Annotated in this window: 15 protein-coding genes; 13 read left to right on the forward strand and 2 right to left on the reverse strand. The window is 57.3% G+C overall.

Annotation, left to right across the window (positions count from 1 at the left end):
- Window positions 1–103: 103 nt before the first annotated feature.
- Together ACRQ1B_RS27980 and ACRQ1B_RS27985 are read right to left on the reverse strand one after the other, a co-directional pair.
- Window positions 104–1,015 (reverse strand): HNH endonuclease, encoded by a 912-nt coding sequence (locus ACRQ1B_RS27980; protein ID WP_432297529.1) that lies wholly within the window; start codon window positions 1,013–1,015, stop codon window positions 104–106.
- A 295-nt stretch (window positions 1,016–1,310) separates the two neighbouring features.
- The gene (locus tag ACRQ1B_RS27985; RefSeq protein ID WP_432297531.1) at window positions 1,311–2,495 is read right to left on the reverse strand and encodes an ROK family protein; all 1,185 of its coding nucleotides are present in this window, start codon (window positions 2,493–2,495) and stop codon (window positions 1,311–1,313) included.
- A gap of 115 nt (window positions 2,496–2,610) precedes the next feature.
- On the opposite strand from ACRQ1B_RS27985, the gene ACRQ1B_RS27990 reads away from it, so the two are divergent.
- From ACRQ1B_RS27990 to ACRQ1B_RS28050, 13 genes are all read left to right on the forward strand, one after another.
- Window positions 2,611–3,648, forward strand: coding sequence for an SIS domain-containing protein (locus ACRQ1B_RS27990; RefSeq protein WP_432297533.1), 1,038 nt, complete (start codon window positions 2,611–2,613; stop codon window positions 3,646–3,648).
- Complete coding sequence (locus tag ACRQ1B_RS27995; RefSeq protein WP_432297535.1) at window positions 3,648–4,604, forward strand: N-acetylglucosamine kinase; 957 nt, start codon at window positions 3,648–3,650, stop codon at window positions 4,602–4,604. The genes ACRQ1B_RS27990 and ACRQ1B_RS27995 overlap by 1 nt, the downstream gene beginning before the upstream one ends.
- A 14-nt stretch (window positions 4,605–4,618) precedes the next feature.
- Window positions 4,619–6,220 (forward strand): ABC transporter substrate-binding protein, encoded by a 1,602-nt coding sequence (locus ACRQ1B_RS28000; RefSeq protein WP_432297537.1) that lies wholly within the window; start codon window positions 4,619–4,621, stop codon window positions 6,218–6,220.
- 15 nt (window positions 6,221–6,235) lie between these two features.
- Window positions 6,236–7,264: an ABC transporter permease gene (locus ACRQ1B_RS28005; protein ID WP_432297538.1), complete on the forward strand. Its 1,029-nt coding sequence runs from the start codon at window positions 6,236–6,238 to the stop codon at window positions 7,262–7,264.
- Window positions 7,261–8,157 (forward strand): ABC transporter permease, encoded by an 897-nt coding sequence (locus ACRQ1B_RS28010; RefSeq protein WP_432297540.1) that lies wholly within the window; start codon window positions 7,261–7,263, stop codon window positions 8,155–8,157. Before ACRQ1B_RS28005 ends, ACRQ1B_RS28010 begins: the two co-directional genes overlap by 4 nt.
- On the forward strand, window positions 8,144–8,992 hold the full coding sequence (locus ACRQ1B_RS28015) for an ABC transporter ATP-binding protein (protein WP_432297541.1): 849 nt from the start codon (window positions 8,144–8,146) through the stop codon (window positions 8,990–8,992). The genes ACRQ1B_RS28010 and ACRQ1B_RS28015 overlap by 14 nt, the downstream gene beginning before the upstream one ends.
- Entirely contained in the window at window positions 8,989–9,726 is a 738-nt protein-coding gene (locus ACRQ1B_RS28020) for an ABC transporter ATP-binding protein (protein WP_432297542.1), read from the forward strand. The genes ACRQ1B_RS28015 and ACRQ1B_RS28020 overlap by 4 nt, the downstream gene beginning before the upstream one ends.
- Window positions 9,727–9,786: 60 nt before the next feature.
- On the forward strand, window positions 9,787–10,767 hold the full coding sequence (locus ACRQ1B_RS28025; protein WP_432297543.1) for a mannonate dehydratase: 981 nt from the start codon (window positions 9,787–9,789) through the stop codon (window positions 10,765–10,767).
- Window positions 10,768–10,832: 65 nt separating this feature from the next.
- Window positions 10,833–11,591, forward strand: coding sequence for a glucosamine-6-phosphate deaminase (locus tag ACRQ1B_RS28030; protein WP_432297544.1), 759 nt, complete (start codon window positions 10,833–10,835; stop codon window positions 11,589–11,591).
- 430 nt (window positions 11,592–12,021) lie between these two features.
- Window positions 12,022–13,026, forward strand: coding sequence for an AAA family ATPase (locus tag ACRQ1B_RS28035; protein ID WP_432297545.1), 1,005 nt, complete (start codon window positions 12,022–12,024; stop codon window positions 13,024–13,026).
- Window positions 13,027–13,028: 2 nt separating this feature from the next.
- A complete protein-coding gene (locus ACRQ1B_RS28040; protein ID WP_432297546.1) occupies window positions 13,029–15,515 on the forward strand; it encodes a S8 family peptidase in 2,487 nt (828 codons plus the stop codon).
- A gap of 218 nt (window positions 15,516–15,733) precedes the next feature.
- Entirely contained in the window at window positions 15,734–18,709 is a 2,976-nt protein-coding gene (locus tag ACRQ1B_RS28045; RefSeq protein WP_432297547.1) for a hypothetical protein, read from the forward strand.
- A gap of 493 nt (window positions 18,710–19,202) precedes the next feature.
- Complete coding sequence (locus tag ACRQ1B_RS28050) at window positions 19,203–21,236, forward strand: hypothetical protein (protein ID WP_432297548.1); 2,034 nt, start codon at window positions 19,203–19,205, stop codon at window positions 21,234–21,236.
- Window positions 21,237–21,259 lie beyond the last annotated feature (23 nt).

The raw sequence follows: 21,259 nt of genomic DNA on the forward strand, positions 1-21,259 counted from the left end.
TCGGGTAATCTGGGTTATGGAACCGGGAGTTCCCGTACAATCTCTGAGACTTAAAGAATCGTGGTCAAAGTCGATTGAGGTAATTGCCTGATCGTTAATCAACTCAATGCTTGAAGCAGTTTTCACGATGCCACTTTAGAAAATGAGGATGTGGTCGCTCAAATGAGCGTTGTGGCACGATCGCCCTTCCCGTCTTGTTGATCAAACCCTCGATGCTTTCTCGATCGTTCGCCTGTCGCGAAATAAGGATGTCGAGTTCATCAGATAGGCTGATCAACCCCCGGTCGAACATCCAGTGCGCGGTGCCGGAGAGAGCGATGCCATTGCTAAGAATATCGGGGCCGTTCGCCTCCACCGGGCGGATATGCGCAGCATCGACTTCAGCACGTCCGCCACCATTAATCAGCTTCAAGCCTGTGATTGCGCAGCGTTTGTTGTAAGCCTGCAGAACGAGCCGGCGAAACAGCCGGTTCCGGACGATCCGTGACGAGAGCTGCGTAACCCTGTCGCGGTCCTGCTCAAATGCGAAAGGCTCCTGAATCTGGTCTCCGAATCCATAGGCATGCATCGGCACACCTGGCACATCCACTCGGGGCAATTCCGGTTCCTGCTCATCAAGGCCAATGGATACAATACGATTGAAATCTACCCCGGATATTGCGCGCACTGCCGCCTGTGCCCTACCGGAAATTCTACCTTCTTCGTTCAGAACCCCGCGTTCGATGACACCGTCTGGCCCACTAAATGGAACAGGATTGACGAAATCAAGGTAGCTACCGCGCTCTATCAGCGCGAGGTACATGCCGAACGCCTTTGGATCCGGTATTACCTGAGCCACTTTGGCGACGGCGAAATAGCCGCGCGTGGCTGCGACCTTGCGCGGCTCGTAATAGATGATCCAGTCGCCGACACAGGCTCTCACGCGGTCCAGATACTGGCTTGGAAACTGATACTGTTCCGCCGGGCTGTCGTCGTAGATCGAATCTGAGCGATGAATAAAAACCCCGAATCCCATTTCAGATGCTTAGCACGGCCACAGCGTAACGGCATATGCGGGATTTATAGCGCGGGTTGATATCCCAGCAGTTTCAAAATCGGTTGCCGCGCGATTCTAGCCGGCGCCGTGCTTCGCCATTTCCGCCCACGGTTTTTAGGCTCTTGACTGGATCCGAACCACCGTCATCATCCGTCACGCCCTAATTGGCCGTTTAATCAGCATATTCGGCGCATCACAAATGTGAACGCAGCAATTCCAAGCCGACTGATACAAGACGCATTGTCGGGGCCGGATGAGAAACTTCCTCGCCGCTTCAAGACGGCATGAGAGTGGGCCGGGCTGATAGCGGTTTATGAAACCGTTCGACAAGTTGGCCGATCGCCAGATCTCTCGCCAGCAGGCAAGCGCCCAGAACTGTCGCCTCGGCACCCTTCTGCGATATCTCCAGTTGCGTATCCTGATTTCGGCTCTGGAATTCATCAACGATGATCTGGGCAAAGGCTTCGTTGCGGGTGAGACCGCCGCCCAGAACGATGATCTCGGGATCAAGAATGGTCGCTGCGGTGGCGGCAAGGCGACCGAGCGCCACGCCGTGTTCCGACATCAGCGTCCTTGCCGTCTCATCACCGTCGTCCGCCAGCAGAAAAAGAGCTTCGGGCGAGACGGGCACGCGATCGGCTGCGAAGGCCCCGGACACCGACTGCATGAGCCCGAGCGAGCCGTATTTTCGTTCGATGGCATCGACCCCGGAAACAACGTCGTTTCGCCAGGACAGAGGTATCTGTGCCAGTTCTCCGCTACCGCCCTGCCCGCCCCTGATCAGCGCGCCGTCGGCAAAAAATCCAAGACCGATACCGACACCGATCTGCATGTAGGCCGCATCATCATGGCCGCGCATCAGGCCATCCTGATGTTCGGCGACAGCGGCACAGTTGACGTTGTTTTCCAACAGGAAGGGAATGCTGCGCGGCAGCAAGGATGCCACAACGAACATTTCTGCAATCTCGAGTGCCAATGGACGCGGCCTGCCCTCGCGCACAAGCCGGCGGGGCACGACCTGGTTGAGCGCAAGCGCGACCGCAAGCGGCGGCGTTTTGATCGCCTTCAGCGCGGCAGAATTCGCAACCAGCTGTCCTGCCAGCCCACCGAGCTTTTCCGCCCCTCCATCGTGCTTGCGGCTGTCATGCGCCAGAATGCGGCCGTTGAGCAGACGGGCAGAAAAACTGACCTGGGTCGAGCCGATATCGACACCGAGAATCCAGCCGGAATCGTCGCTCACGCCATAAACGATCGTGGCACGCCCGCGCGCGCCTTGCTCGCGGCGCAACTCGCAGACCATGGATTTTGCAGTCAGCTCTGCCAGCGCCACAGTCACCGTCGGAAAGCTTAATCCGGCAGTCTCGGCGAGCAGTTTTCGTGTCGCCTCGCCCACATCCAAAAGATGCGAGAAAACCAGCTGCGCCACTTCCGAGAGGGCACGATCCGCAGCAGCGCTCATTAATTTCTCCATCAAATCACACCCTTGTGTAACCGACCCGGGGATTTTGCAAAAGGTGCTTGACGCATTTATTAAAGTCGATAACTTTAATTTATCTCAAGGAGGGGGTGGAGAATTGAACACGACGGTTTTTCCCAGACGCGAATGGATTCCGGCACAGGCATCTTATGCCACCCAGGCCGACGAACTCATCGCGATGGTCGACAGGCTCGACGATCAGCTCCATGAGGCGCGCCTTGAAAAACCGTCGCGTGTGACCGTGGTCGGCATCGGTGCAAGCCACGCGGCCACCGCCACCGCCGTTTACGAAATGCGTCGCCATGGACTGGATGCTCACCGTTTTCTCCCAAGCGAGCTTCCGGCAGGACTGTCGGGCCATCACGGCTTGACAGTCCTGATTTCCCAGAGCGGCCGCAGCGCCGAGGTTGTCGATCTTGTGCGCAATGGCGCCAGCGCCGATCAGGTGGCCATCACCAATTACAGCCCCTCCCCGCTCGGCACATTGTGCGGCCGAGAAGTCAACCTCGGCAATCTTTCCGACAGTTCCGTCTCTTTCGTCAGCTTCACCGGCACGATACTGGCGCTGGCCATGCTGCTCGACCAATGGACGGGCCGGAACCGGACCGGACACTGGAAGCAACAGATCGCGCTGGCGACAGAAACGGCCGATCGCCTGGACGCTGAAATCCGCAGCATGGCGGAGATGCTTGTTGATGCGGCGAGCATCGATATCGTAGCGCCCGCTCCTCTCATGTCGGTCGCGGAAGAAGGCGTCTTGATGCTGCGTGAGGGGCCGAGGCTTTTTGCGACGGCGATGGAGACGCGTCAGTACCTGCATGGGCCAATGGACGCTGCTGGTCCGGGCGCACATCTGCTGTTTGGCGCAAATCGCGAAGCCAAGCTTGTTTCGCAGCTTTCCGAGCGGACGAAACGCCTTGCCTTGGTCACCGGTGCGAACACGGTTGCGGATGCCGACCATGGCCATCGGCTGGTTCTTCCATTCGACCTCAGCGATCCCCTGCCCTTTGCGATCGCCTCCACTTTTATTGCCCAGAAACTGACGCTTCACGCTGCAGACATTCGCGGCTTCGACATTAACGAGCCCGCGTTTCAGCGGATCGACACCAAAACTGACAGTTTGACGAAAATATAATGAACGATCTTCAAACCCCTCTGCTTGTCGGCATCGATGCCGGCGGCTCCAAGATGCATATCCAGATTGCCTCGGCGCTGGACGGCCGTGTGTTGGCCGATGAGGTTCAGCCGAATACCGGCTGGGCCAATCTGGACGACGTGACGCGCGCCGACACTCTGCTCGCAGTCGTGCAGGCCTCGACCGCAGCTTACGGACGACCTGTCGTGATCGTGGCCGGCGTGCATGGCAATGACAGCCCCGAACAGGAGGCCGTCCTGCGCGCGCCGCTCGCGGCCCATTATCCCGTCGTGCGCATCCTCAACGATTCCAACCTCCTGATCCTGGCCTACGGCAAGGCTTCTGGCACCGGCGTGATTGCCGGCACGGGATCTTCTGCGACGGCCACCATTGGCGACACGGCATTGACCGTGGGCGGTTGGGGCTGGATTTTTGGGGATGAAGGTGGTGCGGTCGGGATCGTCCGTGATGCCGCAAAACAGGTTCTGGACGCCTATGACAAGGGTGAGCAGGATCTGCTGAGCGACGATCTTCTTGCCCATTTCGGCGTCGATCACCCGCATGGCCTGACTCATGCCTTCTCGACCATCGATCCGCGCATCTGGTCGCAGGCGGCACATTTGGTGTTCGAAGCAGCCGAACGCGGCTCCTTGCGTGCGCGAAAAATCATCGATGATCATGCGCTTGCGCTGGCTGAACTCGTCGCGCTTTTGCAGCGCCGCGGCGGCGATGTCGAAACGATCGTCTGCGCCGGCGGCGTCATCACCGGCCAACCCGCACTTTTCAACGCGTTCACCCGAGAAGTCCGCCGCCTGCTCGGCGCTTCAACGGAAACCGCGCTTCTGATCGATCCACCGGTCGGAGGCGCGCTTAATCTTGCCAAGCATATCCACATAACATCGCAAACGGGAACTACGAAGACGGATCAGCCTGTGGCAGATCGCGTTTCAATCTGAACGGAGGGAATTTCATGCAACATTTCAGCTCGAAGCTGCTGACCGGCGTCGCTTTTGCCATCGCGCTTTCCACGGCACCGGCCGCCATGGCCGAAACGCCGAAAAACCAGCTGGTGATCGGCACTTCGCTAGCGCAGGTCCTGTCGGTCGATCCGCAGCAGGGCACGGAATCAAAAACGCAGGAAATTCTGGCGGCCACCTATGACCGTCTGGTCTATTCCGATGACGCCGACGGCAATACCGTCAAGCCGCAGCTGGCCGAGCGTTGGGAAGTCGACGAGAAGGGTGTAACCTTCCATCTTCGCGATGCAGAATTTGCCTCCGGCAATCCGGTCACGGCAAACGATGTCGTCTTCTCGCTGACCCGTCTGCTGAAGCTGAACCAGTCGGCCTCGCAGTATCTGAAGAGCGCCGGTTACACCGCCGACAATATCGAGACGCTCGCCAAGGCGGTCGATGACAAGACGTTCCGCATCGACCTGACCGACCGCGTCATCGCCGAAGACCTGATCTACCGTCTCGCCATGGGCGTTTCGAGCGTGGTCGACAGCGTCGAAGTTCAGAAACACGTCAACAACAACGATTACGGCAATGAGTGGCTGCGCACCAACACCGCCGGCTCCGGTCCGTTCGTGCTGCGCCGCTGGGTTCCAAACGAAACCGTCATTCTCGAAGCCAACAAGTCCTATTGGGGCAAGGCACCGACCATGACGCGCGTCATCATGCGCCACGTGCCGGAAAGCCAGACCGCACGCCTGATGCTGGAGCGGGGCGATATCGACATCGCCAACGCGCTGAGCGCACCCGACGTCAAGTCCTTCATGACCAACACGAAGTTCAAGATCGAGCAGATCAAGATCGGTGGCTTCTTCGTTCTCGCCATGAATGCCGGCAAGGAGCCGCTTTCCAACCCGCAGGTTCGTGAAGCGATCGCTTACGGCATCGATTACAAGGGTATCGCCGACACCATTCTTGGCCCCTATGGCCGCCAGCGCAACGTGCCGGTGCCGGAAGACTGGAAGGGCGCAATCGCCAACCCGGACTATTCGCTGCAGCCGGAAAAGGCCAAGGAAATGCTGGCCAAGGCCGGTTACCCGGACGGTTTTTCGCTGACGCTGAAGACCATCGCCCAGGCGCCTCGCGTCGATATCGCCACCGCCCTTCAGGCAAACCTTGCGCAGATCGGCATCAAGGTCGAGATCAAGCAGGGTAATGGCGCCGATATCGTCGCTTCGCACCGCGCCCGCGATTTCGATCTGCTTCTGCCGCAGGCAACCGCCGTCATGCCGAATGCGCTCGGCTCGATGAACGACTTCGTCACCAACCCGGACAACCGTCTGGAAGCCAAGAATGCCGGCAACTTCGTCTGGCGTTCGGCCTGGGACATCCCGGAACTGAACGACCTGCGCAACAAAGCCAACAGCGAACGTGACGAAGCCAAGCGCGCCGAGATGATCAAGCAGCTGCAGGAAATGTTCATCGCCCAGAAGCCGGCCGTGCTGCCGATGTTCGAATCCTTCACGCCGATCGTTCTCAACGCCGGCGTTCAGGGCTATGCCACGAACCTCTGGTCGCTGAACCGACTGGAGAACGTAACCAAGACTGACGCGAAGTAAGCGAGACGGCCGGTCATGAAGGAATTTACCCTTTTGGAAGTCGCGCGGCGGCTCGGACAGCTGGTGGTCAGCCTGTTCGCACTGCTTGTCGTGACCTTCGTGATCGGCCGGGTTCTCCCGACCGATCCGGTCGGCGCGATCGTCGGTGAGCTGGCGGACCCTGCCGCATTCGAAGCGATGCGGCAGAAGCTCGGCCTCGATCTGCCCATCTACCAGCAGTTCTGGATCTATGTGACCTCGCTCCTGCAGGGCGATCTCGGCACGGCGATCCTGACCGGCAATCCGGTCACCAAGGATCTGGCGCAGGCTTTCCCGGCAACCTTCGAGCTGGCGACGCTCGCGGTCATCATCTCCACCGTCATCGGCGTGCCGCTCGGCATGGTCGCTGCCTTCTACCGCGACACCTGGATCGACCAGTTCGCCCGCGTCATCTCGTTGGTCGGACACTCCATCCCGGTCTTCTGGTTCGGCGTGGTCGGTTTGGTGATCTTTTACGCAGGCCTCGCCTGGGTCGGTGGACCGGGCCGCGTAGATACCTATCTCGACGGCCTGATCGAACCGCAGACAGGTCTGCTTCTGATCGACAGCCTTCTGGTCGGCGACACCGAAACCTTCTGGAATGCGGTCCACCACATCATTCTGCCGGCCTGTATCCTTGCCTATTCGGCGATGGCCTATATCACCCGCATGACCCGCAGTTTCACGCTTGAGCAGCTGAACCAGGATTATGTGACGGCGGCCCGCGCCAAGGGTGCATCCAGCGCCCGCATCGTTGTTGGCCACCTTCTGCCCAATATCGCCGTGCAGCTCGTCACCGTGCTCGCGATTTCCTACGGCAACCTCCTGGAAGGCGCAGTCGTGACGGAAATCGTCTTCTCCTGGCCGGGCATCGGACAATACATGACCAATGCCCTGATGATCGGCGACATGAACGCCATCCTCGCCGGCACACTCATCATTGGCGCCATCTTCATGGCCTTGAACTTCATCTCGGATCTTGCCTATCTGGTTCTCGATCCGCGCACACGCGAGGTGACGCAATGAGCGCTCAACTCCCCTCTTCCGAAACCGTCACCCGCCCGCGTTCAGCCATCCTTTCGGCGCTTGCACCTATTTGGGAAAAGCTGTCGCGCGAGCCCGTCGGCCTATGCGGTTTCTTCGTCCTCTTCCTTCTCCTTGTGCTTGCCGTTTTCGCACCGTTGATCGCACCCTATGATCCGGCCGTGCAAAACCTGCAGGCGGCTTTTCTGCCTCCGAGCCTTTCGCATCTGGCCGGCACCGACGAGTTTGGCCGCGATATCTTTTCGCGCCTGGTCTACGGCGCACGCATCACCATCTCGACGATCATGTCGGTGACCCTGATCGTCGGACCGATCGGCCTGATCGTCGGTGTTGTTTCCGGCTTCGTGGGTGGACGCACCGATGCGATCCTGATGCGCTTTACCGATATCGTCCTGTCCTTTCCGTCGCTGATCCTGGCGCTTGCCTTTGCGGCAGCATTGGGTGCCGGTCTAGGCACGGCCGTCATCGCGATATCGCTGACCAGCTGGCCGGCGATTGCCCGTCTTGCTCGTGCCGAAGCACTGATCGTGCGCAACACCGACTACGTTGCGGCGGCCCGGCTTTACGGCGCCTCGCCGATGCGCCTGCTCTTCCTTTACATCGCGCCGATGTGCATTCCCTCTGTTGTCGTGCGCCTGACGCTCAACATGGCCGGCATCATCCTGACAGCGGCATCGCTGGGCTTCCTCGGGCTCGGCGCGCAGCCGCCGGCACCGGAATGGGGCGCGATGATTTCGAGCGGACGCAAGTTCATGCTGGATCACTGGTGGGTAGCGGTCATGCCGGGCCTTGCCATCCTGATTACCAGCCTTGCCTTCAACCTTGTCGGCGATACGCTGCGCGACCTTCTGGATCCCCGCCATGCACGCTCCTGATCAAGACACCATTCTTTCGGTCAAAAACCTGTCGGTGCATTTTGGCCGCTACGCGAAACCCGCCGTCGATGGCGTCAGCTTCGACCTGAAGGCCGAACGTCTCGGCATCGTCGGCGAGAGCGGCTCGGGCAAATCAACGCTCGGTCGTGCGGTGATGCGGCTTCTGCCACCGATCGGCCGTGTCACCGCAGACACATTGACCTTTGACGGCATGCCGCTGCTTGCCGCCAAGGAAAAACAGATGCGCTCGCTGCGTGGCAACCGCATGGCGCTGATCATGCAGGATCCGCGTTATTCGTTGAACCCTGTCCTGCCGATCGGCAAACAGGTGGCGGAAGCGGCGATCCTGCATCTCAAGGTCGGCAAGGCCGAAGCCTACAAGATGGCGGCGACCATGCTGGAGCGTGTGCGTATCGCCGATATCGAACGGACGATGAAGCTCTATCCGCACCAGATTTCCGGCGGCATGGGCCAGCGCGTGATGATCGCCATGATGCTTTTGGCAAAACCGCGCATGGTGATCGCCGACGAACCGACCTCGGCGCTCGACGTGTCTGTTCGCGGTGACGTGCTGAAGCTGCTCGATGAACTCGTGCGTGAAAACAATGCCGGCCTGATGCTGATCAGCCATGACATCCGCATGGTTGCTGCCTTCTGCGAACGCATCATGGTCATGTACAAGGGTCGCGTCGTGGAAACGCTGACCAGCCTCGAAGAGGCTCAGCACCCGTATACGCGCGGTCTGATCGCCGCCATGCCGGACCTGAAGGCACCGGTGCGGCGCCTCAAAACCCTCGACAGAAACGCCATCGATGCGGTGGAGGCACGACCATGATCGACGTTCAGGATCTTTCCGTTTCCTTCGGAAGCGGCGCGTCCGCCAAGCAGGTCGTCAAGGGCGTGTCCTTCTCGGTTGCCAAGGGTGAAACGCTCGGCATCGTCGGCGAATCCGGTTGCGGCAAATCGACCGTTCTGCGTTCGCTCGCCGGTCTCGACCGCCACTGGACGGGAAAAATCAACCTCGCCGGAACGGATGTGGACAAGGACCGCACCCGCGAACAGATGCTGCTGACCCAGATGGTGTTCCAGGACCCCTATGGTTCCATTCACCCGCGTCACCGTATCAGCCGCGTTCTGGCTGAACCGATCCGCGCCATGGATCGCGGCAAGGGCTGGGACAAGGTGGCAGCGGCTCTGGAACAGGTCGGCCTGCCGACCGCTTTTGCCGATCGTTTCCCGCATCAGCTTTCCGGCGGTCAGCGCCAACGCGTGGCCATCGCCCGTGCCTTGATGCTGGAACCTGAAATCATCCTGCTCGACGAACCGACATCGGCACTCGACGTTTCGGTTCAGGCGGAGGTGCTCAATCTTCTGGCGGATCTCAAGGAAAGCCGCAACCTGACCTATGTTCTCGTCAGCCACGATCTGGGTGTCATCGCCCATATGTGCGACCGTGTTCTGGTCATGAAGGCCGGGGTCTTTGTTGATGAACTGACGAAGGACGACCTTTATCAGGGCCGCACCCATCACGATTATTCGCGCATGCTTTTCGAGGCGAGCGCAATCTGAAAAATCAGTGGCTCCGGCGGAGCCGCTTTCACTCACAGCGACAAACATGACGAGGCCAATATGTATCTCGGAACACAGGTGGATGCCCGCGACGACGACGAATTTCGTGTCTGGGCGCAACTCGGCATCAAGAACGTCTGCGCCGATCCGCCGGGAAAACCGGCGAGCTGGAGCTTCGACGATATTCTTCGCCAGCGCGAAAAGGTCGAAAGTTTTGGCCTGACACTGGACATGATCCAGTTGCCGATGTCGTCGCGACCGATCGAAGAGACGCCTTATCAGGATATCCTGCTGGGCGGCCCCGATCGCGATCGCCAGATCGACGCCGTCTGCACGATGATCGAAAACATCGGCAAGGCCGGCATTCCGGCTGCAAAGTATAATCTCAACATCATCGGCATTCCGCGCACCGAAATGGAGCGCGGCCGTGGTGGTTCGCTCAACGAGGCATGGCGCTGGGACAAGGCCGACCATAATGCCGCCCCGGGTCTTGCCGGCGTGCTGTCGGAAGATGAGAACTGGGAACGTATCGACTATTTTCTGGAGCGCGTCGTGCCGGTTGCCGAAAGCAACAAGGTGCGCCTCGCCTGCCACCCACACGACCCCTACACTCCGCCGGGCTACAAGGGTGTCACCCGCGTGCTCGGCACTGTCGAAGGTCTGAAGAAATTCGTTGAGATGCGCGAAAATCCGTATCACGGCTTGAATTTCTGTCAGGGCTCGATCGGCGAAATGCTCGACAATCCGCGCGAGGAAATCGACGACATCATCCGCTGGTTCGGCAGCCGCGAAAAGATTTTCAACGTCCACTACCGCAACATCCGCGGCGGCAAGCTATCCTTTATGGAAACCTTCCCGGAAGAAGGCGACATGGACATGATCCGCTCGCTGAAGATCTACAGGGAAGTCGGCTACAAATACATGATCATGCCCGATCACGTTCCGACCATTTCCGGCCGCGATCCGGTCGGCGTCGCCTTCGCCTTCTGCTACGGTTATATCGCCGCCCTTCTCGAAGCGATGGACAAGGACCACATCTGATATTCTGAGCGGCCGGCGCAAACGCTGGTCGCATTTCCAATCCCATATTTCAAGGTTTCAATCTGATGGATCATCATCCTCGGAACGCGTCCGGTCGCGCTTTGAACGTTACCGTCCTGCCCGATGCGGACGCCGCAAGCGCAGCTGTCGCCGAGAAAATTCTCTCGACGGTTCGGGTCAAGCCTGCGTCGGTGCTGGGCCTTGCGACAGGCCAAACGCCCCGTCGTGTTTATGCGAGGCTTCTCGCTGCCGTGGCCAAGGGAGAAATATCCTTTGCAGAGGTGACAACATTCAATCTCGATGAATATTGCGGCCTCGCCGGCATGCATGCGGATTCCTTTGCGTCCTATATGCATCGGGAACTGTTCGGCAAAGCCGGTTTCGATCCCCGCAAGATCAATCTGATCGACGGCGCCGCCAGGGATGAGAGCGCAGAAGCGGAACGTTATGCCGGATTGCTCGCGCAGCACTCAATCGACCAGCAATTGCTTGGCATCGGCACAAACGGGCATATCGGCTTCAACGAGCCGGGTTCGTCATCGACAAGCCGGGTGCGCGTCGTTGAGCTGTCGCAGAAGACGCTGGAAGCCAACCAGCCAACGCTGATCGAACTTGAGAACGTGCCCACCCATGCGATCACCATGGGCATTGCCGATATTCTGGATGCCCGCGAAATCGTGATCTTGGCGACTGGCGAGGCCAAGGCTGAAGCCGTGCGTCGAAGCCTGCGGGAAACCCCGGATGATGCATGCCCGGCTTCGCACCTTGCCGCTCATGGCAATGTTAATTGGGTACTGGATGAAGCGGCAGCTATGCTCCTATAAATTATGTGGTCTTGAAGGAACTCGAACCCACGACCAACGGCTCAGATCTGCTAAGTATCTAAGATTGCTTCGGTTAAATAAGGCGAAACCCCGTCGAGGCATTACGCGCCTCCATGGAGCGCTTTCGAGATAGCGGTCTCGGTGTCGTATGGAAACGCTTCACTGCGGGCGAATTTCCAGCAATAACCAGCCCGACACCCGATCTATCCTGCCTGTGCCCTCTTTACTTGCAAGGCACCGATGTTCCCTTTATGTTCTTGCTCGATAGTGTTTCGGTGGATTGAAAACTGCAGTTTCCGCGTGCTGTAGCCGGCCGAGGTAAGGAACCGTTGGTGGTTTCCAAGCATAAAGTCGATGTGGACGACTTGCGCTACTATCTTATCTTGTCGCCCCCATCTGTAATAGGATGGCTTAACAAAGAGAGAAGACCGTGTCGAACGCCAAGCAAATCCTTGCCATGCTGAGAAGCCGCGCCGAGGGCGACGACGACCTGTTTTTCTCGATTGCCCTCCAGATCGCGGCTTCAGAAGCGCGACAAGGCCACAAGACAACTGCAGAGGAAATGCGAGCCGAAGTCGATAAAGCGCGGGCTCGTCGATCTCGTGGCGCCAGCGTCGCGATCCCGCTTGGTGCCCCTAGAGGCGACCTTGAGGGCCTACTGGAACTGAGGGAGCCGCGCTTTACGCTAAGCGATATGGTTCTAGCGCAGCCGCTACTCGACAATCTCGCCGACATGATCCGTCAGCAGCGGAAGCGCGACTGGCTTCGAGAGCATGGCCGCACCCCCAATCGTCGGGTGCTCTTCGTAGGACCGCCCGGCTCGGGTAAGACGATGTCCGCTGAAGCAATCGCGGGCGAGCTCAAGATCCCCTTCTATGTTATCCGGCTCGAGGGTCTGATCACCCGATACATGGGTGAGACAGCAGCTAAACTGCGACTGGTCTTCGATGAAACGGCGCGCCGCAGAGGCGTCTATTTATTTGATGAGTTCGATGCTGTTGGTGCGAACAGAACGGCTTCCAACGATGTCGCAGAGATGCGGCGCGTCCTCAATTCCTTCCTGCAGTTCATGGAAGAGGGAAACTCCACCGACAGCCTGATCGTCTGCTCCACCAATCATCCATCCCTTCTCGACCGTGCTTTGCTGCGTCGATACGACCTTGTCCTTGAGTTCGAAGCCCCTACGGCCGATCAGATCAAGCGCATTATCGCCAATAACCTCAAACCGATGTCGTCTGCGCGGCTTGGGTGGTCGAAAATCGTTAAGGCCGCCGACGGCCTTAGCCAGTCTGAAATCGTTCGAGCCACAGACGATGCTGTCAAGACGGCAATTCTAGACGAGAGGAAGTCTATCGCGACCGACGACGTCTTGCTGCGGCTCAACCAAAGACGGGATATGCGTGAGGCATTCCTCGATGAAAGGCGTCCTGATTAAGCATGGCTGGCCGATTCACGCTTCCTCACATCGATGTTTCGGCCCTTCTTTCCGCAAGCCCTTATAGCGGTACAGGCAGCGGAGGCTCGAGCACACCGCGCATCCGAGCAGAGCACGGCCGCAAGCTCGCGCACGAGCTAGATGTCGCACTCGCGGCAATCACAGAACTCAGAGGCAATGATCCTCGTCTGCAGCCAGCGGACGGTGGTTACATAGAAGTTGAGCTGCGCGCCGGTAGTAACGTGGACCAGGCCCTTTTGTGGAAGAAGAAAGGCATACGTCCTGGCGCCACCAAAGACGCAAATAACGTTCGCACAGTCGCGCTCTACGTTCCAGATGCTTCGCAGGAAGCACTGAAACAGATCCTTGACGACTATCTACACGGTCCATTGTCAGCGGTTGCCGGGAATCCACCACATTCGGCGCGGGTCGAAAAGATTGAGGAAATTAGACGAGCGCGTCTTGAGGTGTTTTGGACAGACGATCCAGCCGCTCTACCCGAAGATCCCCATCATCTCATGTGGTGGGCGGTTTGGGCACATCGGCAGAACGAGGGGGCGTTGGAGACTGCCTGCGAACGCCTCGGACTGCGCGCGGCAGCAAGCGATCGCCGTCTCTACTTTCCCGAGGCCGTAGTCGTTCCAGTCCTTGCCCGTCGCGCTGCGATAGAACTGATGACTTTTGCAACAGCGGTCGTCAGCGAGCTTCGCCGAGCAAGTGACACCCCTGTTTTCTTTTTGGAAGATGCAAAAGATAGCCAGAACGCGTGGGTCGACGATCTTGCCGAGCGTATCACATGGCCCGGAAGTGAGGTTCCGGCGATCTGCATTCTGGATACCGGCATCAATCGTGGCCACGCCCTGATTGAGCCGGCGCTCACAACGGCCGATCTGCACGCCATTGATCCGGAATGGGGTATAGACGATCACCACAGCCACGGGACAGCGATGGCCGGTCTGGCGCTCCATGGGGACCTGACATCGGCACTAGCCGATCAATCGTCTCGGCAACTGACGCACCGTCTGGAATCGGTCAAGCTGCTTCCGCCGGCGGGTGCCGACCCGAATGACCCGAATTCCTATGGGATCATCACCCAGATGGCGGTTTCTTTGGCAGAGATCACCGCGCCAGATCGCAGCCGAGTTTTTTGCATGGCCGTGACCAATCAGAACATCACAGGCGCTCGGCCCTCGACCTGGAGCGCTGCGATCGACCAAGCCGCCGCCGGCGCCATGAATGCCGATGACGACGACGCACCAAAGCGGATGTTTGTCGTCTCCGCTGGAAACGTCCCACCGGAGATTGAATACTCACGCCTGCCCGAAACGGACGACTTTCCGGCTGAAGATCCGAGCCAAGCCTGGAACGCACTTACAGTCGGTGGCTATACGGATCTCACGACGATCGCGGACGCTGGATATGAGACATGGTCGAGCCTTGCCGGGGCCGGTGAACTGAGCCCCCACAGCCGTACGAGCGTGAACTGGGGTCACTCCCGGGCGCCAATCAAGCCGGAGGTGGTTCTTGAAGCCGGTAATCGTGCGGTCAGCCCAGCCAAACGTGAGGTTTTGACCCTCGATTCGTTATCGCTCTTGACCACGTCGTCGACGCCTGGCGCAGACACGTTGACAGCCTTTCAAGCGACAAGTGCGGCGACCGCACAGGCAGCGCGGATCGTTGCGCGATTGACGGCCAACAATCCCAGCTATTGGCCAGAAACGGTGCGTGCCCTTGTAGTGCATAGCGCCGAATGGACCGAGCCCATGTTGGCGCAGCTAAACAGCCCCGCCGGAAAGAAGGACCGATATCCTCTCGTTCGCCGTTTCGGCTATGGCGTGCCTGATTACGATCGGGCCGCTGCCTCAGCTAGTGACCATTTGGCGCTGATCGCTCAAGCAGAAATCCAGCCCTTTAGATTGAAAGGCAAGCGGGAGTTCAACGAATGCCACTATTACAGGCTTCCCCTTCCGGCTTCGGTTTTGGAGCAGTTGCAAAACACTATAGTTGAACTGAAGGTCACGGTTTCATATTTTATCGAGCCGAACCCAGGATTTTCGGCAAATGTCGACCCCCAGCGATATCAGTCTTATGGCCTTCGCTTCGACCTGCAACGACGCGGCGAGCTGCCGGCCCGGTTTAAGCAACGCGTGAATGCCGCGGAACGAGAAGACGGCCTGAGGCCGCCACCTCATCCTGATGACGCGAGATGGGTTTTTGGTCCAAGTAGCATTTCCTCAGGCTCGTTGCATTGCGATATCTGGACTGGTCCAGCGATCGAGCTCCTCAGTCGAGAGCTGCTCTGCGTAAAGCCCGTTGTGGGATGGTGGCGCAATCGAGCTTCAAAAGAGATCGTTAATCGCAAAACGCGATACGCTCTTGTCGTGACCTTGAAGGCGCCAGGGGTCAATGTCGATCTCTATAGCGCCGTCATCACCGCAAAGGCTCGGATCGAAAGCGAGATCGCTGCCGAGAGCGAGATCGAGATCTGACCTTTACGCGCGTGCGTCAATTGCTCAACCCGTTAGCGCCGCGTCTAAAGCTCGGTACACAGCGGTCCAATTGGCTCACATTTACGGTGAGCCAAAATCGAGATCAAACAAACAAGTTGGTTGCCGATTCTTAACTCATTCAACGCTACGTAGCGACAGTCTGCTATTGGAAGTCATTTTCGCATAGGTGAGCTTTGCCGGACGTTATCACAATTGACTTGAACGTTATCGATAACCCATCGATGGCTTCCTCTTCAGACGGCTTCATTCAAATTGAGGCGCGTGAGCAAGTATTTCGTTGCTTGATCAAGGATATCAGCAAGCCGCCACGCACCAAAACGTCTGCCGACAGACCGTCGGAACTCGACGTCCTGACTGACCGGCGCCACGATGCTCTGCTCGTCACCGCGCGGCGCGGTGAGGGAAAAACAACGTTTCTTACGCAGATCCTGTCGGCAATTGTCGACCAAAGCTACAAATCCTACGTCGAGAGCGTATCGACACCGAGATCCGCCGTTCCAGAGCTTTACAGCTTGGGAATAATTGACCCGACACTGATAGAATCCAAGCAAAACATTATCGTCGTCATCATCGAGAAGATCAGAAAGGCCGTCCTGCACCGCAGAAGAAACATCGTCGATGCAAACGATGAGTATCGGCAAGTTGAGGGAGCGCTCCGAAAATTAGCTCAAGGGCTCTACCTCCTGGATGGCATAGGAGAACAGCTCTACGGGGGAAAAGATTGGGTCGATCCGGATTTCGTCCTAGACGAGGGCCTGGAAAACGCCGCGGCTGCTCATGATTTTGAATTGCGCTTCCGTCAGTTCATTTCCAGTGCCGTCTCATATGTTGGTTGCGACGCGTTTGTGCTTGCCATTGATGACGTTGACACTTGGTTTGAACGTGGGTGGCCGGTGCTTGAGGCTCTACGGAAGTATCTAGCAACGTCGCAGTTGAGAATTATTCTCTCAGGCGATTTAGACCTGTATACCTTACTCGTCCGGCGTCAGCAGTGGGAGCAGATGAACCCCTCGTTCCTAAGAGCCGAGGAGATGCGATCAAAGATCGATGGGGACGCGGCGATAATTTCCAAAATCAGCCGGATGGTCGATTCTCTTCAAGACCAGTATCTCGTAAAGATAGCCCGACCTGAGAACCGAATAGAGCTGAGAAATCTAGAGTTCCATGCTGATGGCGTGGGCCTAGCTTTTCGTGGTGACAACATCGAGGGCTTAATAAGCGAGCGGCATTTCCTCACCAAAGTCGTGTCCGAGGTGTTTGGCATAAATACTCCGAAAGACGTAACACTCTATAGGCAGCAAATACTTCGACTTCCGACGAGAAGTGCTCTTCAGCTGTTATCCGGAGCTAGCCGCGATCAAGGCGCGGGCAACGGTCGGCCAATCGCTCTCGATACGTTAAGGCATATCTCTTGGACAGCAGTGACGTCACTTGGCCTGGATGTGAGCGACACCAGAAATCCGAATCCAAACGCCCTTATTCCATCACTGACTCATTGGTTGACAAAGTCGCGCCTATGGCTCCCGCTGGCGAGGTGCTACCCGGACGGCGCCGAGGCGGACAAAAACCTTGCCGCGATGTACGTGGGCGCTGCCCTACTCGATGTCTTCAAGCGTTCGCCGGGAAAAATGATCGACTACTGGATCAAAGTGTCATTGGTAAGAGAAAAACTTGACCGTGGTGAAATTCACTATCGTGGATCAGAAGCCGAAGCGACCGGCGATCTCGAAAGCTTTATTACCCACGTCAACGCCACTGCCCTAGAGAGCCCGGTTCAATTCGCAAGTCGAGTAGCTTCATGGGAGGCGACCGAACGCGGCCGAGAAGGCACGAAACAGTTGGTACGGGGTATCCGATTAAGCGGCGCGTCTGTACCACTTGCGCGGATACGGGAAACTGGAGCAGCCGCGCGAGAACTCTATGGCCTAGAGTACGATGGCAGCAAGAACGGCTTTGACCGAGAAGCCTTCCGAGCAATGGCTACAGGTAGCCGCGATGATTTTAGTCGGCTCCTTTCGAGTTTGCCTCCAGCGCTACGTGGCTTCCACACACGGCTTTGCGCGGGCGGTTGGCAGTACGGCTCTCGGCGTGGGACAGAAGCCGCTTTCCAGGTGTACTTTGCGAATGGAATCGAGGACCTTGCTCAGCGTCTCAATGGTAGCGCAAGCAGGGCAGCGATGCTTCCCCTTAGTAGGATCGTGAGTGGGCAGCAGGCAGAGTCAGGAAATTACTCTGTGCTACGGCTCTTAGGCCTGATGGCAGATGCTTTGGAGATTGGTCGCGCTCCAAACAAGAGTCAACTCCAAGCGCTGACTGAGTTGGTGAACCAATGCAGCCAGGCCAGGAGCTACCCAACACCGATTGCGTTGGACGGCGCTAACTCCGAGAACTATATAGAATTCGATTCACACCAGGACGATTTCGCGGACTCCGACCATTCAGATGGCCCGAGGAAAGAAGCTCACCAGCTTGAAAGAGCGCTTTTGAAATGGATGAGCTCAAATAGCGTTCAAAGCGCAGATTTTGGGCTCGCGCCAGTTACTTTGGCCCGTGTGTGGACTCGGTTCACGTACACATTTGCCAATATACGCGACGATCTCAAACACCGCGATAGCCGCTATCTCGGAATCTATATGCATCGGACTATCATCGGATTTCTGCATGCTCTTGGCTACGAGCTGATGCGTTCAGCCAACGCTCGAACTCCCGCGAAAGCGGCAAGCAATCCAGTTAGATCGGGGGAGGTATTCGTTCAGCTTCTGCGGGAGATCTATCAAGGTCTTCCGGGGTTCCGTGATACAAAAGAGTTTAGGTTCTTCGATTTGGTTTTCTCATGCCCTTTGTGGGGGTTCTTCCTTGCAAGGGAGGAGTATGACGAGGTCGACAAACCACGCCGGCTGGAACCAAATGATAGTATTTATCAGTTTTACGCTGACAGGCTGTCAGCCTATCTTCCGGAAGACGCTACAAGTTCCATTTTTGCTACGCGTTTTAGTTCGTCTAAGGCCGATGAGCCTCCGATTACCTTCGATGGATTGTTTTTCCTTCTGAATACCGTCCAGATGCAGGGCACTTCAGAATTTGATCGCACCGCCGGAAGAGTACTTCGGCAAACCACCGACGCTTGGCGCAAACGTCAACCCCCCTCTGCTCGGGCAAATCCTTCAGCCTAGGATCGGAATTTTGAGTGCACTTATCTACAGGAAGGTATTCGCGGATTTTCCGTCACTCGGCGACTTGGCACAAGGGCGAGTTCCCTCAGTCGACGAGGTACTGCGTCGTATTTTCGTATTTGAGAGGCGATCAGATCCGTACCGCCCTGACCACTTCTATAAAGGGTACTTGGATCACCGCTTGGGCGAGGCTAAGACAATCGGTGATCTCACCCCCATTGTTCTAAAAGCGCTTGCAGAACGGTTTATAGAGAGGCGCGCGGGTCGATTGGCAATCCGATCCTCGGAGTTTCTAGAATGGCAACGACTGCTACCAAGCATCTCGCCTCTCGCGGTAATTGTCGCGTTCCTTATATTTGAGGGCCGAGGTCCAGCTCTAGGTATAGATCCGCGTCGGTTCCTCTACGCGGAAATAGGTGACACTGCCATATTAAGCCCAGTCCTCCCGGAGCTTGAGCGCCTTGAAGAAATCACAGGACTGAACGAACTTCACATGCACCTGAACGGGTCGACTGAACTGGATATTGTTTGGCTTGACGCTGTACGATTTCCGAAGCTCTATCACGCCGAACTCTCGGCCGCGAGACGTGGATCGGGTCTTCCAGACGAACTTTATGACCAAATGGAGTTCAACCTCCGTCCGTACGAACTGTATCGTCGTCTACGCTCTGCTCGCCGTGTGAGGCACGTCGTTGCCAACATCGCTCTCGGCCACAGCGGATTGAATATCACTCCGCATCAGTTGGTCGGCCTGATGACTGCGAGTGTACCGGACTACGATTGTGACCTTACTCAAGGCATCACGCTTTCGAAAAATCCCGGCGTCGTTGCTTTTGGTGACGCTGAGAATCCACCACTCATCGATGAAGCGGCATTTCTCTACTTAGCTATGCTGAGCTGGACGACGGGACCAAAGCACTCGCGTGACCTGATAAACCTCGGTCTCTATTTCAACTTCCTAGTGCTAAATCAGATCGCCAGAATCACCGTTCAGCAGGCAGACGAGGTGGGGTTTGATCAATTCCAAAAGTACACAGTGGTCGGAACGCGAGAGAAGCTCGAGCGTGTCTATTCGCAGCGCTTCCGTCAGCTAAATAGAAAGGCTCCGTATACTAATATTGCCCACCTAGAGGGCCGTTTTGCCCCGAAGAAGACGCTAAATGACATCATGGTTCTTCTTGATCGTATAGTCAGCGGGTACCTCGATTTTCGTGGCTGTAGTGAGCGAGTATCGTGGAATCGTACCGCCCGGCTTCCACAGTGTGTCTCGGGACAATGTGACCAAACACAATGCAAAGGATTCAAGCGGGGCCGCCGAGACACAGAGTTTGCATTAGTGGCACATTTCATAAAGCGCATCGGAAAACAGAGCGGCCGATATAGCCAATCTCGCGATGGTCAAGCAAGAAGCGACGCTCTCCTCCAGGCGCGGTTGTTAAGGCATATCATCAAAAAATCCCCTGTAGCTCGGCAGCTCATTCGCGGTATTGATGCCGCTGCAAATGAATTGCATGCCCCGCCGGAGGCTTTCGCTCCAGCCTTCAGACTACTCCGACGAGATGCCGTCGACCATTCCACGTACCACGTTGGCGAAGACTTCTTACATATCGTATCAGGCATCAGAGCGACCGTAGAAGCCGTTGAGTTTCTGGGGCTTCGCATAGGGGATAGAGTTGGCCATGCCACCGCGCTAGGCATTTCACCGCAACTCTGGCTTGATCGCACCGGAGATCGGATCGTAGTGCCGCGGTCTCAGTGGCTCGATAACCTTGTCTTCGCCGGAAAATTCTTGGCTGGCCGCGGCGAGCATACTGCGCTCGTTCAGCGTATCCATAACGATGCCTGCACCGTGTCGGCGCTGGTCTATGGTCGCGAACAAAGTATCGCAGTCCTCCACCAGGAGTGGTGTTTGCGCCATCTGGACATCCTCACCGTTCTGCGATTAGAGCGCGAATACGGAGAGCTTCGTGAACCTCACCTCGTCGCTAAGGCAGCAAGAAGCTTTGCCCAAAAGGTCACGGATGTCACCGTTCGCGCGGAGCTTGAATTAATAATGAGCGCGGCAGAGCAACACCCAGCGGCTTACGAACTGTTTCGACAAAGACATCGCAAAAGCGAATACGTCTGTAAGCCCATCGAGATTGAAACCAGCTACTTTCCAGTTTCTGCTCTGATCACTCTTCAAGACATGGCGCTGGAACGATTGAACGACAGGGGAGTCGCGATCGAGACCCTTCCCACCAGCAACGTGCGAATTAGCCTCTACAATGACCACAGAGAACACCACATCTTCAGGTGGCTGGGAGTTGCGGCTGAACCCACGGGATCAAAGCCGACCGTCTGTGTGGGGAGTGACGATACTGGGATATTCGCGACCAACATTCACAACGAGTATGCGCTCCTTGTGCAGGCGCTTATTGACCACCATGGGAAGACCGCGGGCGAAGCGACCGAGTTGGTCTGGAAATTGAACGAGAACGGCGCCGCTCGTCGTTTCAAACCTCTGCAGATCTTCGAATCACCCTGACCTGAGATCCATCAACAATCCGG

The sequence above is a fragment of the Endobacterium panacihumi genome (genome assembly GCF_050847465.1).
GTDB lineage: Bacteria > Pseudomonadota > Alphaproteobacteria > Rhizobiales > Rhizobiaceae > Neorhizobium > Neorhizobium panacihumi.

Coding starts and splice junctions, on each gene's coding strand:
- ACRQ1B_RS27980 (WP_432297529.1), bottom strand. CDS start 1,015: ATGGGATTCGGGGTTTTTATTCATCGCTCAGATTCGATCTACGACGAC.
- ACRQ1B_RS27985 (WP_432297531.1), bottom strand. CDS start 2,495: ATGAGCGCTGCTGCGGATCGTGCCCTCTCGGAAGTGGCGCAGCTGGTT.
- ACRQ1B_RS27995 (WP_432297535.1), top strand. CDS start 3,648: ATGAACGATCTTCAAACCCCTCTGCTTGTCGGCATCGATGCCGGCGGC.
- ACRQ1B_RS28000 (WP_432297537.1), top strand. CDS start 4,619: ATGCAACATTTCAGCTCGAAGCTGCTGACCGGCGTCGCTTTTGCCATC.
- ACRQ1B_RS28005 (WP_432297538.1), top strand. CDS start 6,236: ATGAAGGAATTTACCCTTTTGGAAGTCGCGCGGCGGCTCGGACAGCTG.
- ACRQ1B_RS28010 (WP_432297540.1), top strand. CDS start 7,261: ATGAGCGCTCAACTCCCCTCTTCCGAAACCGTCACCCGCCCGCGTTCA.
- ACRQ1B_RS28015 (WP_432297541.1), top strand. CDS start 8,144: ATGCACGCTCCTGATCAAGACACCATTCTTTCGGTCAAAAACCTGTCG.
- ACRQ1B_RS28020 (WP_432297542.1), top strand. CDS start 8,989: ATGATCGACGTTCAGGATCTTTCCGTTTCCTTCGGAAGCGGCGCGTCC.
- ACRQ1B_RS28025 (WP_432297543.1), top strand. CDS start 9,787: ATGTATCTCGGAACACAGGTGGATGCCCGCGACGACGACGAATTTCGT.
- ACRQ1B_RS28030 (WP_432297544.1), top strand. CDS start 10,833: ATGGATCATCATCCTCGGAACGCGTCCGGTCGCGCTTTGAACGTTACC.
- ACRQ1B_RS28040 (WP_432297546.1), top strand. CDS start 13,029: ATGGCTGGCCGATTCACGCTTCCTCACATCGATGTTTCGGCCCTTCTT.
- ACRQ1B_RS28050 (WP_432297548.1), top strand. CDS start 19,203: ATGCACCTGAACGGGTCGACTGAACTGGATATTGTTTGGCTTGACGCT.